The sequence below is a fragment of the Pseudonocardia yunnanensis genome (assembly GCF_039534065.1).
GTDB classification, from domain to species: domain Bacteria; phylum Actinomycetota; class Actinomycetes; order Mycobacteriales; family Pseudonocardiaceae; genus Pseudonocardia; species Pseudonocardia yunnanensis.
The window spans coordinates 21816-35653 of sequence record NZ_BAAAUS010000058.1 but is presented as its reverse complement, the minus strand read 5'-3'; the positions used below and the strand labels follow the sequence as shown (position 1 = coordinate 35653).

The following is a 13838-nucleotide window of genomic DNA, read 5'->3' as shown; positions in this document are numbered from 1 at the left end:
CACCATCTACCACCCTAAAGCGGTAAGCCGGGGCTTGATTCCTCCACTGTACACCCACCGGATACGTACATTTCCCGGGGGGTCCCTGTAGAGGGGGCGGTCAGTGAGCCCTGTTGACCGGGGCCGCTAGGGCCTTCGTTCTGTCCGGTGTCTCGCTGACGAAGAGAAAGTTACGCGAGGACTTCGGGCAACGTCAAATCGGCCCCCCTTTTGGGCCTTGACCTGCGCAAACGGGTGGCAGGACGTCACTCACCGTGCCGACCTTGGTCCTCACGCTCGACGAGCGGTTGGTCGTTTCTTCCCTTTGCCGGCGCCTTCTCGGCACCCTCGCCGTGCCCTTGACCTGCAGAAAGGAGGGTGTCCGAGGTCGACCGACGAGCGTCGGACCCGGCCGAGCCACTTCTAAACGCATCTTCCGTGTGACTCGGGTCATAATCGTTTTGGTCGCTTTGCGCGACGAGTGGCGCTCCGTCCGTCGCCAGGCGGCGCAGCATGGCGTTGTATGCCGTCAGTTCTGCATCTCCGTCGGCATCTGCCCGACGATCATCGCGTCTGGCCGACCGTTCGTCCTGACGCGACCACTGAATCAGCAGCGCCATCACCACGAGGAGCAGCGGCACTTCTCCAGCTGCCCACGCCATTCCGCCGCCCAAGTGCTGATCCAGCAGCGGATCGGGCACCCAGGGCAAGGCGAGGCTGCGGTAGTACTCCCCGCCCAGAAGCGTGTTCGCGCTCATCACGGCCAGGCCGAAGAAGGCGTGGAAGGGCACCGACGCGAAGACGAGGCCCATGCGGGCGGCGGGCGGAAGCCGACGCGGCGCAGGGTCAACGCCCACGATCGGCCAGAAGAAGATCGCCCCGACCAGGAGGAAGTGCAGGTTCATCAGCTTGTGCGCCCAGTGCTCGGGCAACGCGGCGGGGAACAGCCCCGAGAAGTACAGGGCGTAGTAGCTCCCCACGAACAGCACCAGGGCCACCACGGGGTGCGTGAGCAAGCGCGCGACCGGTGAGTGCACCGCGGCGAGCAACCATTCCCGTGGACCTGGCGGGCGGCCCCGTCCGGCGGGCGGCAGCGCCCGCAGTGCGAGCGTGACCGGCGCGCCCAGGACCAGCAGGATCGGGACGAGCATCCCGAGGATCATGTGCTGGCCCATATGGACGCTGAACATCGCGGGCGCGTACCGGCCGATCCCCGAGCTCGTGGCGAGCAGGAGCGCTGCGCATCCCGTCATCCAGGCGATCGTGCGGCCGACGGCCCAGGTGTCACCCCTGCTCCGCAGCCTGTGCACGCCGAAGAGGTAGATCAGGGCCGTGACGATCGCGGCGGTGCCGAAGACCATGTCGAACCGCCAGTCGAACAACAGCCGTAGGGCGGTCGGCGGCCCGGCGAGGTCGTACCCGATCACCGCGTCGAGGCGGGACGGCACGACACCGGTGTCCGGCGGCGCGCTGCGTCCGAGCGCCACCGCGAGGCCGATCGTCGCGAGCATCAGCAGCACCTCGACGCCGCCGAGGCGCAGGAGAGCACGCGTCTCCCCTCGGGACGCCGCACCGACCGACGACCGTCGATGCGCCGCTCCCAGCCCGCCGAGCGTGATGAGCGCTGCCGTCTTCGCGAACACGAGAGTCCCGTACTCGGAGCCGATCAATGCAGGGAGAGGGATCCGCACGAGCGCGTTCACCACCCCCGTGATGGCGACCACCAGCCAACACACGAGCGCGACGCGGGAGAACCGGGGGACGGCTGTGGCCAGGGCGGCGTTGCGGTCGGGGCCACGCATCGTGGCGACCCCGATCACCGCCACGAGGCCGCCCACCCACAAAGAGGCGGCCAGGACGTGCAGCATCAGGCTGTCACTGGCGATGTCGTGGGCGCCGCCGCCGGCAGAGTGACCGGTGAGCGCCACCGGGAGCGGGCCGAACAGGGCCAGGCCGAACAGCACGACCGTCCAGCCCCAGGTCAGGACGGTTCGGCAGCCCACGAGGACGAGCATCGCGACGATCGCCGTCAGCAGCCAGGCCGAGGAGTCGGACAGCCGGGGCACCAGATCGGCCAGCAGTGCCGGATCGAGCACCTCCCCCACCGGGCGTCCGAGCGCATCGGCCACGCTCAGCGGCACCATCAGGAGAGCGCCGGCCGTCCAGCCTGCGGCGCTCCACGAGCCCGCGCGCATCGCGCGGTACCCCCCGACGTCCAGGAAGCCACCCCGCTGCGGCGCAACGAGGAACGCCGCGAGCAGCAGCGCCCCGATCGTCAGGACCATGCACACCTCGGTTGCCGCGCGCACGGCGGGCAGCGCCAGGTTCGTCAGCACCCCCGGGTCGGGGAGGCCGAGGGCCGCGGCTGGACGCGCATTGGTCAAAGCGGTCAGGCCTGCGGCCACCACGACGGCAACAGCGGCGCCCAACCACACGAGGGCAGCCACTCCGGACGGCGGTCCGGTCCGTGGTGGCGTAGCGGCGGGCTCGACTGTCGCGTGCGCCATGGCGTCAGGTTATGCCCGTTATCAGCCGCTGCGCCCGAGCGGTCGGGAGGCCGAAGCGGCCCCTGCCACACTTCGTCCGTGACGGACGGGGCGGGACCCGGGGACGACGACATCGCCGAGCGGGTGCTCCGGGCGGCCGGCAGCCGGGACGGGAACGGGCCCGTGCGCTGGGCGGCGGCGCCACTCCTGACGGCCGGACTGGTGCTCGACCTGTGCTGCGGCACGGGTCCGCTGGCCGACGAACTGCCCGCCGGTCGCTGGCTGGGTGTCGACCCCACGGCGAGGAACCCGCTCAGGAAGCCGGTCCTTCGTGCTGCGCCGTGGTCGCTCCCGCTGCGTGCCGGGGCGGTGGACGGCATCGCTCTGATGCTCGTCCTCCCGGGTCTGCCGGATCTGGACGGGCTGTTCGCCGAGATCCGCCGTGTGCTCCGGCCCGGCGGGACGCTGGTGGTGGTCGTGCCGTCCGCCGTGACCCGCTCGGCTGCGGAGCTGCGGCTGGCCCCGCTGCTCTCCCCCGTGCACCGCTCCGGATGGCTGCACCGCTCCGCGCTCGACCAGGCAGGCTGGCTGCTCGCGGCGGCCGACTTCGCCGTGCTCAGCGACGACCGGGTTCCGTTCGCCCTTCCGCTTCCCGACCCTGCCGCCGCGCACGCCCTCGTGGCAGACCTCCCCCGGGCGGGCGTGTGGCCACCGGATCTGCCGGAGGCGGTCCGGGCGCGTGTGGCCGCGGGCCTGGCACGCCGGGCGACGCCTGGCCGGACGCTCCCGATACCCCTGCGGCGGCTCGTCGCCCGACGATGACGCTCTCGGTTCCGAACTGATGATCACCGCCGGATCCGCGCGCCAGCCACTTGCTGAGGGTCGGTCAGGTCTCGTCGTGCTGGGCTGCGCCCACCACCACCGGGGCGTCGTCGGGTTCCGGGACCCCCTCGACCAGGTCGGCGACGACGCAGGTGATGTTGTCCGGGCCACCGCCCTCGTTGGCGAGGGCGATCAGCTGGGCCACGACGTCGGCAGGTTCCGCGAAGCCGGCCAGGACCTCGCCGATGTGCTCGTCGTCGAGCACCGCTGTGACTCCGTCCGAGCAGACCAGGTAACGGTCTCCGACTCGGCCCTCGAGCGAGAAGAGGTCCGGCTCGGCAGGCGTGCCCTCCTGCAGGGTGCGGATCAGCCAGGACCGGCGGGGGTGCGTCGCCGCCTCTTCCGGGGAGATTCGCCCCTCGTCGAGGAGGCTCTGGACGAGCGTGTGGTCGCGGGTGAGCCGGTGCAGTTCACCGTCGCGTAGCAAGTAGGCCCGAGAGTCGCCGATGTGGGCCACGCCGATGCGCGCGCCGTCGACGAGGAATGCAACGACCGTGGTGCCGGTGCCGCGGAGTTCGGGGTTCTGCTCGCTGAGTTCGGTGAGCCGGGCGGCGGCGTCGGCGATGGCCTCGCCGAGCGCGGCCAGGAGGTCGACGCCGCCGAGATCCACATCGCGCAGCCGGGCGTCGAGGTCGAGGAGCGCGGCGACGGCGACCGCGCTCGCCACCTCGCCGTGGGCGTGGCCGCCCATGCCGTCCGCCACGGCGAGCAACCGTGAGCTGGTGGCCGCCGAGTCCTGGTTCATCGACCTCCGGCGCCCGACGTCGGAGCCTGCGGCGGAGCGCAGCGTCGGTGACATGGCGCTCACCCTCTCACGGCGGGCCGGAGCTGATCGTCCAGCGGCGCGCCCGTGTGCGCCGGATAACCGGAAGTGCACGTGGCGGACCGTCCACGATCGACGAGCGGCCCAAGAATATGCCCCTGGACAGGCGTGGGGGTGGCTCAGGAGCCGCCGGATGAGCTCGCCGCCGCCGTCGAAGCGGCGACGGCCACCGCAACGCTCGTCTGCACTGCCTGCACGGCCTTGCGCACGGCCGGTCCGGCCCAGTCGCCTTGCGCCACCTGTTCCGCGCGGGCCCGCAGCTCCCGGCGGGGCCCGACCACCACCTTGTGCTCGGCCTTCACCGCGTGGAGCAGCGAGATCAGCAGTGCGATGTGCTGGTCGGCGGCCGCGCCGTCGAGCAGCACCTCCGCAACCCGGCTCCGCAACGCCGTGACCGGCGCGGTGTCGACCGCGGGCCACCGCGTGGCCGGGAGGAACCCGAGCAGCCGGGCACGTTCGCGGCGCATCAGCCCACGTTCGACCAGCCGCTCGAGCACGGGCTCGCGTGTCTTGCGTGCCAGCAGCTCCACCGCCTTCTGGGCCCGTACCGGTTGCCGGTCGCCGAGCTTGGTCAGTGCGGCGTCGAGGAGTGGGTCGCGGGTGGGAGCGGCGTCGGTGACGGAGAGCCGCGCGCGGGCGCCCTGCCCGTCCGCGGTGAGCCGATCCTGGATGGACAGGTCGAGCAGGAGGGCCCCACCGATCGCGCGATCCAGCGAGGTGCTGTCGACGAGGGCCCTGCCGGATTCGAGGTCGAAGAGCAGGAGAACGAGGTCCTCGGTGATGCGCGCCATCAGTGGCTCCTTCCGTCAGGCTGATCTTCGGGCGACGACCCGACGCACGAACTCCAGCACACGAGCGGAGATCTCGTCGGCGAATTCACCCGTCGACGCATGCTCGCCCGGACTCCGGCTGGGATCGACCGTCTCCCGCCCGCTCGGGCCGGCCCGCACCGAGAACCTCGACGGCGTGGGCCGCGCGCTCAGCAGCCGTGGCCGACATGTTCGTCGCCCACATCGTGGGGTTGCCACAAGGCCCGGGCAGCCGCATGTGCAGCGTCACGGGTACCGACCCGAACCGGTACACGTGAAACCCCGCCTCGGCGAACCCCTCACGACCCGGATGTCGGCTGATCGTCTCGTCGTTCGGTCGTCGGCGGCATCGGGACGCACCGGTCAGGCGTCGGCACATCGGCGGTTCGGCGACGTGAACGGGCACCGGGCACGACCTGGGAGGGGACGCCTCCGCATCGTGATCTGTTCGCCAACCTGTGACGCACCGGCCTGGAACGCCCCGCTAGGCTCGTGGCAGCGGTTCGTACCGGACTGCACCGGCCCTCGTAGCTCAGCTGGATAGAGCAAGAGCCTTCTAATCTCTAGGTCGCAGGTTCGAGTCCTGCCGGGGGCACAACTCCACTGGTCAGCAGCGTGGCCGCTCCGACGAACAAGATCGGCGCCACGTTGACCCCGCGCTTTGGGGACGGAACACGTCTGGTGCAGCTCCGGCATTTGACGCCGGTCGTCTTGCGCGACATGTACACGTCCTGCGTCATCGAGACTCGCTCGTGTCCCAGGTAATCGGCGATCTCGCGTGCGCTGAGGCCAGCAGCGTCGATCCGGGTCGCGACGAGGTGCCGGAACGCGTGCGGGTGTAGATATCAGGCCGTCTGCAGCACGGTCACGGGAGCAGTTCGGAGCGAAGGTGCTCACGCCGCCATCCGGCCGGCGTCGTCCCGTACTGCCGCCGGAACGCCCGTTCGAACGTGCTGAGGTCGAGGAACCCGACGGCAGCCGCGATATCCGACATCCTGCGCCAGGCGTGCCTCTGGTCGGACAGCATCGTCCGGGCCGCGAGCAGCCGCTGCTCGCGAAGGTAAGCACCGGGTGTGGTCCCGATCCGTTCGAACAGGGTGTACGCCTGGCGGACCGACACATGGTGCCGGCGCGCCAGTTCCTCGACCCGCAGCTCCGGGTCGACCAGGTGTTCGCGAACGTGCGTCCGCATCATCTCGAGCAACACGCCCGCGGAGCCGGGTCCGCCCGGTACCGGGGGGGTGACGTCACGCAGCGCCATCGCGAGCAGATCGATCGCGGCCCGCCCGGCGTCCCGCCGCTGCGGCACGGTGAGCCCGTCGGCTACCTCGAACAGCCGACTGAGGTAGCTGGAGAGCACCTGCATGGCCGGGGAAGCGGGGTCCATGCTGCGTGCACAGCAGTCGGTGATCTCGGCTGTGCGGAGCGGGAGCAGCTCCCGGGAGAAATGCAAGGACAGGCACCGGGCCCCGGTCGACATGACCCGCTCGTAGCGGCTCCGCGTCTCGTTGAGCACTCCCGTACCGGGCGCCAGCTCGACGACGCGGTCGTGCTGACGAATGCGGCCCTGGCCGGCCATGTATACGCAGAAGAGCATCAGGTCGTCCGCCGACGACTTCGCTGCCATCCGGTCGGTCCGGACCACCGACATCTGCCCCTGATGCCGCCACTGAGTCAGAGTCAGGGCCTCGTCCAGCTCCTGGAACGCCACTCGCCCGCGATAGTCGGGACGCGCCCGAGCGATCACCGGCATGAAGAAACCATCGGCGACGTCTTCCAACTCCTCACCGGAGTACTCGAGGATCTGCACGGCTCCGAGGCTAGCTCCGGCCATCCGCCCAGGTGGGAGCGCTACGGGTGCTCTTAGTGCTACCTGGACGGCTGTTGTCGTGACGAGCAGAGGCTGGGCCACAGACGAGACCAACCACTGCCGACCTGGGGAGTGGATCTTGTTCCGCGGGTTGATGGTTCGAGGTCAGGTTCGAGTCCTGCCGGGGGCACAACTTCACTGGTCAGCAGCGGGCCACTCCGGTTCACTGGTCAGCAGCGGGCCACTCCGGGGGAAGATCCACGCGATTCGAGGACAGGCCCTGTCAGGTTCAGGTGTCACGTTGTCGGTGTGTACGAAACCGAACCGGAGCTCCGGGACCTGCAAACCCTCATCGACACCTCCCGCGGACGCGCGACAGCGCACCTGCAGTCGATCATCACCGGCGAGCGAAGCCTGACCGCCGAGCAGCTGGTACGCGTGCTCACCGGCATGTGCGTCCTCGTGCTCTCCACGGTCACCGCGCAGGGCGAGCCGCGCGTCAGTGCCGTCGACGGGCACCTACTGCACGGCCGCTGGGTGTTCGGCACCAGCCCGGGAGCGGCGAAGGCGCGGCATCTGCGGGCTCGGCCCGCCGCGAGCGTCGCGCACGTGCGCGGGGAGGAGCTCGGCGTCTTCGTCCACGGCGTCGTCGAGAATCTCACCCCCGTGGACGGCCCCGGCCACCCCGACTGGCCGGCGACCCACGAGTACCTGCGCGCGTTCTACGGCGAAGGGTCGTTCGACTGGTCCGACGTCGTCTACTACCAGCTCCGGCCAACGTGGATGACCGTCTACGCCGCCGACCCGGACCGGCTCCTCTCCTGAGCGCCCACACTGCCGGGTCGCGTTTCGCGTCCACCGACCGCGGCGTCGACGCAGGGACGTCGGCTGCCTACTCGGCCAGTCGGAATGCGAGCTCGGTGACCCAGTCGTCGATGGCCACCTCCGCGGGGTGCGTGTGGAAGGTTTCCAAGCGGCCGCCCCAGTGGTCCCCGTCGGCGGCCGGCGTCATGTCCCAGCGGTGCCCGTGCTCGTCGGCCCACGCGAGCAGCGAAGCGGTTACCTCGATGAGCTGGTCCGGGTGGCCGCGGTGGGTGACCGTCGCGTATCGCCCAGCCGGCAAGACGTCGGCCTGCACGACCTCGTCGCCGGTGACCGGGTCGGCCACCGGTACGCCCGCGTCCACGACGAATCGGCGTTCCATGTCGATCACTCGATAGCGCAGGAACGGCGCGCCCGCGGGAGCGAGACCGCGTTCGGCCAGCCAGCCGATCACCACGGGGATGCGGTCGACCACCTCGGAGAAGGTGTCCATGGTGACCGTTCGGGTGACGTAGGCGTACTGCTGCTCGGCTCGCTCGGTGATGTGCGGAGTCTGGATGGCGTTCGTTTCCATAGCGTGCAGACCGATCGGGGCGGGCGAACTCATCTGTGCAGTCGAACTCATCTCGGCCTTCCGGGCCCGCTGTCAACTTTCCCGTGCCTCGTCGGGACGGTCGGGTTCGGCCGGACGTGCAGGGCCGGGACCTGCTGCCCGCAACCCGGGCCTGCCGGAAGCGGTCAGTGGAAGCACGACTTGAATGGTGGTGCCTGCGCCGGGCGGGCTGTTCACCCAGAGCCGGCCACCGAGCGCTTCAGCCCGGTCCGTGAGCCCGACCAGGCCGGAGCCGGCGGTGGGGTCCGCGCCTCCGCGGCCGTCGTCGCGGACGGCGACCCGCAGCACGTCCTCACCGGCCGTCACGGTGACATCGACGCCGGAGGCGCCGGCGTGCCTCACGGTGTTGGTCAGCGCCTCGGCAACGACGCAGTACGCGGCCAGCTCGACCGGCTCGGGCAGCCGACCATCGACCTCGACATCGAGGTTGACCGGGACTGTCGAGCGGCGGGCCAGCGTCTTCAGCACCGGGAGCAGCCCGCCCTCGGCGAGCACGGCGGGGTGCAGGCCACTCGCGATCTCGCGCAGCTCGTCGACCGCACCGTTCAGCTCCGCAACGACCTCGTCCAACTGCGAGCTGAGTTCCTCGGCCTCGGGAGGTGTCGCCTGCATCGCACGCACGCGCAGGGCGAGGGAGACGAGCCGTTGCTGGGCGCGGTCGTGCAGATCCCGTTCCATCCGGCGGCGGGCGGCGTCGCCCGCGGCGACGATCCGCGCCCGTGAGGCCGCCAGCGCGGCCTGCGCCTCGGCGTTGGCGATCGCGGTCGCGACCAGCTCGGTGAACCAGGTCAACCTGGCCTCGGTGCCGGCGGGCAGCGGTCCGGCGCGGGATCCCACGGTGATGACGCCCCACAACTGGCCCTCGACCCAGATCGGCACGCCCACCGACGCCCGGAGCTGCCAGTCGCGAGCGGCGTCGGCCACTACGCCCGAGGCGGTGCTGTAGTCGTCGATCCGCGCCGAGCGACCCGTGTCGAACACGCGCGTATGGATGTTCTCCCCACCGAACGGCAACCGGGTGCCGACCTCGGTGGGCCCGGTCGCACCCGTGCTGGTCCACAAGCCGACGACCGTGATCGTGTCTTGCGGGTCGTACCGGATCAGGACCGCGATGTCGACCTCCAGCAGCCGGCCGACCTCCGCGACGACCGCGGCGAACACCTCCTCCGGCCCGGCACCGCCTGCGACCAGCGTGGCCACGCGCCGCAGCGCTGCCTGCTCGCGTGCGAGGCGTTCGAGCTCGTTCTCGGCGTGGCGGCGCTCGGTCACGTCGCGCGCCACCGCGTACACGACGCCCTCTTCGACGACCGGAGTCGCCGTCCATTCGAGCACCCGGTCCGAGCCGTCCTTGCGGACGTAGCGGTTCTCGAACGACTGCGTTGCCTTGCCCTCACCGATCGCGGCCGACGCCTTCGCTGTCCACTCGCGGTCGTCGGGATGTACGAAGTCGAGGTACGACCGCTGGAGCAACTCCTCCTGCGTGTAGCCGAGGATCTGCTCCGCGGCCGGGTTCACCCGGGTGAAGCGCCTCTCGAAGTTGGCCACCGCGATCATGTCGGGCGAGAGATTGAAGATGCGGTCCAGCTCGTTCTGAGCCCTCGCTCGCCGCGCGGCGTTGATCCCGAGAACCGTCGCGAAGCCGGCGAGAACCAGACCGCAGGCGAGGATGATCCACGGCAAGGTCTCCGCGGCGCCGTGGACCGAGCCCATCGGCAGGATGACGTCGAATCGCCTTCCTGCCTCGGTGAATGACGTGCTGACGGTCTGCTCGCCGGTGAGAGGTTCGCCGACGAGCAGACGACCGCCGACCTCCAGCCGCACCCCCGGCCTGTTCGCCGCCGCAGTCAGCGTCTGATCCGGCACGAAGACCACCACGTACCCCGGGCGCAGAGAATCCCCGACGAGATTCGGTGCCGGCGCGACCATGAGGAGGCTGTTCGTCCCCGTGTCGGGGCCGGACACAGGCGCCGCGGAGACGCCATCGATGCGGGTCGCGCGATCGAGCGCCGCGGCCATATCGGCCATGTCCGGTCCACCGCTCAGATCCGTGCCGGGCAGGGCCAGGGGAGGAAAGCCGGACACCAGCGTCGCCGGCAGATAGGACGAGCGCGATCCGGGGGGCACGACGCTGTGTTGCTCGTCGGGTGTCACGATCGGCTGGCCGATTCGCTGCTCGTACTCCGCTCGCTGTGTGTCGGGAACCGGCTCGACCCATGCGGCGGCTGGGAAGCCGGCCGGGCTGAGCCAGTTGAGCGCGTTGCCGGCGAACTGGTCGCTTGTGACGCCGGTGCCGCTGGCGTCCAGCATGAACCGGCGGAGGCTTTCGGTGAGCGATGCCGCCTGCTCGATCCGCCCATGGATCTGTGCCGCCGCGACCTCGGCGTTGTGCTCGGCCTCGCGCCGGACGTCGCCCTCTGCGTGCATGCGCGCGACGATGAAGCCCGCAACTGTCGCCGCCAGAATCAACGCCACTACTGCGATGTGTCGCGGCCGCACGGTTACCGACCCACGCGGGAAGCGATCTCTTGGCAGTTCGCGAGCGCGGCCTCGATCGACGACCTGCCGGCGATCACGGCCGCGAACTGCGTGGTGCACTGGTTGCCGACGTCCGGATACTCGGGGATGCCGACGTAGGCGACGGCTGCCGGCAGGCCCGGCCGCTTCGTGGTACCCGGGTCGTCGACCGGCGCCGACTCGATGGCGGCCAGCGTCGGGGAAGCGAACGCGCGGGCCGCCTTCTGGTACTCAGGGATCTCGTAGGTCGATCGGCGCGTGCCCGGAGGGATGGCGGCCCAACCTCCGGCGATCCGAGGACCGGCATCCTTGATGTACTGCGGTCCGGCCGCCCACGAGATGTACCTCCAGGCCAGGTCCGCCTTGCTCGACGTCGCCGGAATGGCGAGCGCCCACGACCAGAGCCATCCCGAGGCGCGAGTGCGCTCGACCGGGGCGGAGGCGTAGCCGTTCTTTCCCTTCACGTCACTGTTGTCGGCTTCGAGCAGGCCGGCGGCGACGGTCGCGTCGTACCACATCGCCACCTTGCCGCCGAGGTACTGCTCGAGGCACTGGTTGTAGGCCACGGTGGCAGCACGGGGCTCGCCGGCGTCCCTGACGAGGTCGACGTAGAACTGGAGCGCATTGCGGAACTCCGGCTGGTCGACCATCGCCTTGTCCACCGAGCCGTCCGGCTTGGCGGACCACCACGTCCCACCGAACGTGTTCAGCACGGTGCCGAACGACCCCCCGAGCTCGCCCCAGCCCGGCTTGCCGCGCAGGCAGATGCCGGCCCTTTCGGGCGTGTCGATCGTCCGCGCGATCTCGGCCACCTGCCTCCAGGTGGGATGTGCCGGCATCTCGATGCCGGCGGCCGCGAGGACGTCCTTGCGGTACATCAGGAAGGACGACTCCCCGTAGAACGGCGCTGCATACAGTCTGCCCTGATACGAAAGGGCATTCCGTACCGACGGAATGATGTCGTCAAGGGCGAAGGCCCTGTCCGAGGAGGCCATGGGGGTGAGGTCCCTGATGTACCCGTCCCTGCCGAACTGCGGGGCCTCGAACGGGCCGAGCATCACCACGTCGTACTGGCGGCCCCCGTCCGGCTCACCGCTCGTGACGACCTCACGCAAGGTGCCCTCGTCGAGGATCGTGTAGTTCACGTCGATGTGGCTCTGCGCCGTGAAGAGCGACGGAGTGAGACGCGCGAGGTCCTGCGTCTGAGGGTTGGCGACGATCGCCACGTCGATCGAGCCGCCGGAGTTCGCCTGCGCATCCTCGTCGCCACCGCCCTGGCAGCCGGTCAGCACCGTTCCGGCGATCGCGCACAGGATTGTGATCAGACCACGGCGCGCCGTGCCTCTCATGCCTCTCCTCCTCCCGGGTGCTCGCGAGGATCCCGGGAAGGGGTGTCCACCGACGCACGGGCGCGCAGCTTCTCAGCGTCCCGGCCGCCCCCGACGGGCGAAACCGGCAACGGGAGAACGCGGAGCTCATGCTCGCCGCGCAGCCGCGGCACCGTCCGGCTGGTCACCGGCAGCACCAGGTCGGAAGCGACCACCGCAGCTCCGGCAACGGTGCCGCGTCTACCACATCCTCGAAGTCGTCCAGCACCAGCAGCAGCCGCTGGGCCCGCAGGTACGACTGCGGGTTGCTCGTCAGCTCCCGGCAGAGTCGACAACGATAGCCGCCTGGCGACCGGCGCCGCCACCGAAAGGACCGGGGCGGGCTCGACGAACCGCAGCTCGGGCCTGGTCTGCGCCGACCCCGGTACGTCAGGTGCCCTGCGCGACGGGCTGCTCCTCCGGTTCGTGACGGCCGGTCGTGGCGGTCGGCTGCGCGGGGACGATCCCATCGAACCGGACGGGAAGGTGGAGAGGCCCTCGCAGGACCGGGTTGGGCCGGTACGGCGGGGGGTCGGCGACGAGACGTGGGTGCTCGAGCCGGCAGGCGAGCTCGCGGAGCGCGATCTGGGTCTCCAGCCGGGCGAGGGGCGCGCCGAAGCAGTAGTGGATGCCGCCGCCGAAGCCGAGGTGCTGGTCGTCGTCGCGAGCCAGTCCGAAGCGGTCCGGGTCGAACCGATCGGGATCGAACCGGTCGGGCTCGCGTGCGTGCTCAGGGTCGCGGCTGCCGGACGCGAGCACCAGGATGACCTGCGAGCCCGCCGGGATGGTGGTGTCGGCGATCTCGATGTCGTCCAGCGCGGCGCGCCACGGCACGAAGTGCACGGGAGGCTCGTAACGCAGTAGCTCCTCGACCAAGCGGATGGGCAGGTCGGGGTCGCGGCGCAGTCGCTCGAGCACGTCGGGATGGCGCAGCAGGGTGAGCATGCCGTTGGTGATGAGGTTGACGGTGGTCTCGTGCCCCGCCACGAGCAGCAGAAAGGCTGTGCTCAGCAGCTGCTCCTGGGACATCCGCCCGTCGGGTCCGTCGTCGGTGACCATCGCGGAGAGCAGGTCGCTGCCCGGGCTTCGGCGGTGGCTCTCGATGAGCTCGGTGAGGTACTGCCCCATCTCCGCGCTGGCCTGGGCGTGCTTCTGTTGTTGTTCGGGGCTCGCCGCTTTCGGGTCGAGCGCCTCCAGGCCCGCTTCGACCCAGACGTGGAAGCGCGGTTCGTCCTCACGGGGCACCCCGAGCAACTCGCAGATCACCGTGACCGGGAACGGGTAGGCGAAGTCGTCGACGACGTCGACCTCGTTCCTGCCGGCGAAGCCGTCGATCAGGCGGGTGACGATGCCACGGAGATCGGGCACCATGCCGTCGACCCGGCCCGGTGTGTGGGGCGGGCCGAAATGGCGCATCGCCAGGCGCCGGAGCCGGTCGTGTTCGGGTGGGTCGAGTCGCAGGAAGCTCGGCGACGACTCCTGGCTGGGGACGCCGGCCGCCGGGTGGGCGAGGTTGCGCACGTCCGAGCTCATCCGCGGATCGTGCAAGAGCTCTTCGATCTCCCGGTAGGTGCTCACCACGTAGCTGCCGTTCTCCTGGCGGGCGACGGGAGTCTTGCGCAGTTCCGCGTAGAGCGGATAGGGGTTGGCGCGGTTGGAGTAGTCGAGGATCTGCGCGAAGACGCTGGGGTCTGCCATGGCGCCGCCTCCTTGGTCCGGGCACTCGTGGGCAA

Annotated in this window: 11 protein-coding genes, 1 tRNA gene and 1 pseudogene; 3 read left to right on the top strand and 10 right to left on the bottom strand. The window is 70.4% G+C overall.

Going from position 1 to position 13838, the window contains the following annotated elements; all coding sequences use genetic code 11:
* Positions 1 to 245 precede the first annotated feature (245 nt).
* Positions 246 to 2486, bottom strand: a complete 2241-nt coding sequence (locus ABD743_RS39225; protein ID WP_344728928.1) for a bifunctional copper resistance protein CopD/cytochrome c oxidase assembly protein — start codon at positions 2484 to 2486, stop codon at positions 246 to 248.
* On the opposite strand from ABD743_RS39225, the gene ABD743_RS39220 reads away from it, so the two are divergent.
* Positions 2478 to 3287: a class I SAM-dependent methyltransferase gene (locus tag ABD743_RS39220; protein WP_417716269.1), complete on the top strand. Its 810-nt coding sequence runs from the start codon at positions 2478 to 2480 to the stop codon at positions 3285 to 3287. The genes ABD743_RS39225 and ABD743_RS39220 overlap by 9 nt on opposite strands.
* Before the next feature lie 64 nt (positions 3288 to 3351).
* Here ABD743_RS39220 and ABD743_RS39215 read toward each other — a convergent pair whose 3' ends face one another.
* Both ABD743_RS39215 and ABD743_RS39210 read right to left on the bottom strand, forming a co-directional pair.
* The gene (locus tag ABD743_RS39215; protein WP_344728924.1) at positions 3352 to 4146 is read right to left on the bottom strand and encodes a PP2C family protein-serine/threonine phosphatase; all 795 of its coding nucleotides are present in this window, start codon (positions 4144 to 4146) and stop codon (positions 3352 to 3354) included.
* A gap of 143 nt (positions 4147 to 4289) precedes the next feature.
* Complete coding sequence (locus ABD743_RS39210; RefSeq protein ID WP_344728922.1) at positions 4290 to 4961, bottom strand: GOLPH3/VPS74 family protein; 672 nt, start codon at positions 4959 to 4961, stop codon at positions 4290 to 4292.
* Between the two features lie 539 nt (positions 4962 to 5500).
* Between ABD743_RS39210 and ABD743_RS39205 the strand changes: the two genes are divergently transcribed.
* A tRNA-Arg gene (locus tag ABD743_RS39205) sits at positions 5501 to 5574 on the top strand.
* Here ABD743_RS39205 and ABD743_RS39200 read toward each other — a convergent pair.
* Together ABD743_RS39200 and ABD743_RS39195 are read right to left on the bottom strand one after the other, a co-directional pair.
* Positions 5543 to 5809 (bottom strand): annotated as a pseudogene (locus tag ABD743_RS39200) (hypothetical protein); the annotation flags it as partial. The gene ABD743_RS39205 and the pseudogene ABD743_RS39200 overlap by 32 nt on opposite strands.
* Positions 5810 to 5844: 35 nt before the next feature.
* Positions 5845 to 6789, bottom strand: a complete 945-nt coding sequence (locus ABD743_RS39195; protein ID WP_344728920.1) for a helix-turn-helix domain-containing protein — start codon at positions 6787 to 6789, stop codon at positions 5845 to 5847.
* A 309-nt stretch (positions 6790 to 7098) separates the two neighbouring features.
* On the opposite strand from ABD743_RS39195, the gene ABD743_RS39190 reads away from it, so the two are divergent.
* The gene (locus tag ABD743_RS39190; protein ID WP_344728918.1) at positions 7099 to 7614 is read left to right on the top strand and encodes a pyridoxamine 5'-phosphate oxidase family protein; all 516 of its coding nucleotides are present in this window, start codon (positions 7099 to 7101) and stop codon (positions 7612 to 7614) included.
* A 67-nt stretch (positions 7615 to 7681) separates the two neighbouring features.
* Here ABD743_RS39190 and ABD743_RS39185 read toward each other — a convergent pair whose 3' ends face one another.
* From ABD743_RS39185 to ABD743_RS39165, 5 genes are all read right to left on the bottom strand, one after another.
* Positions 7682 to 8185: a GyrI-like domain-containing protein gene (locus ABD743_RS39185; protein ID WP_344728916.1), complete on the bottom strand. Its 504-nt coding sequence runs from the start codon at positions 8183 to 8185 to the stop codon at positions 7682 to 7684.
* Positions 8186 to 8257: 72 nt separating this feature from the next.
* Positions 8258 to 10648, bottom strand: a complete 2391-nt coding sequence (locus tag ABD743_RS39180; protein ID WP_344728914.1) for a sensor histidine kinase — start codon at positions 10646 to 10648, stop codon at positions 8258 to 8260.
* Between the two features lie 74 nt (positions 10649 to 10722).
* Positions 10723 to 12087: an ABC transporter substrate-binding protein gene (locus ABD743_RS39175; protein WP_344728912.1), complete on the bottom strand. Its 1365-nt coding sequence runs from the start codon at positions 12085 to 12087 to the stop codon at positions 10723 to 10725.
* Positions 12084 to 12281 carry a hypothetical protein gene (locus tag ABD743_RS39170; RefSeq protein WP_344728910.1) on the bottom strand — a complete coding sequence of 66 codons (198 nt, stop codon included), beginning with the start codon at positions 12279 to 12281 and terminating at the stop codon, positions 12084 to 12086. The genes ABD743_RS39175 and ABD743_RS39170 overlap by 4 nt, the downstream gene beginning before the upstream one ends.
* A gap of 214 nt (positions 12282 to 12495) precedes the next feature.
* Positions 12496 to 13803, bottom strand: coding sequence for a cytochrome P450 (locus ABD743_RS39165; protein ID WP_344728908.1), 1308 nt, complete (start codon positions 13801 to 13803; stop codon positions 12496 to 12498).
* Positions 13804 to 13838: the final 35 nt, after the last annotated feature.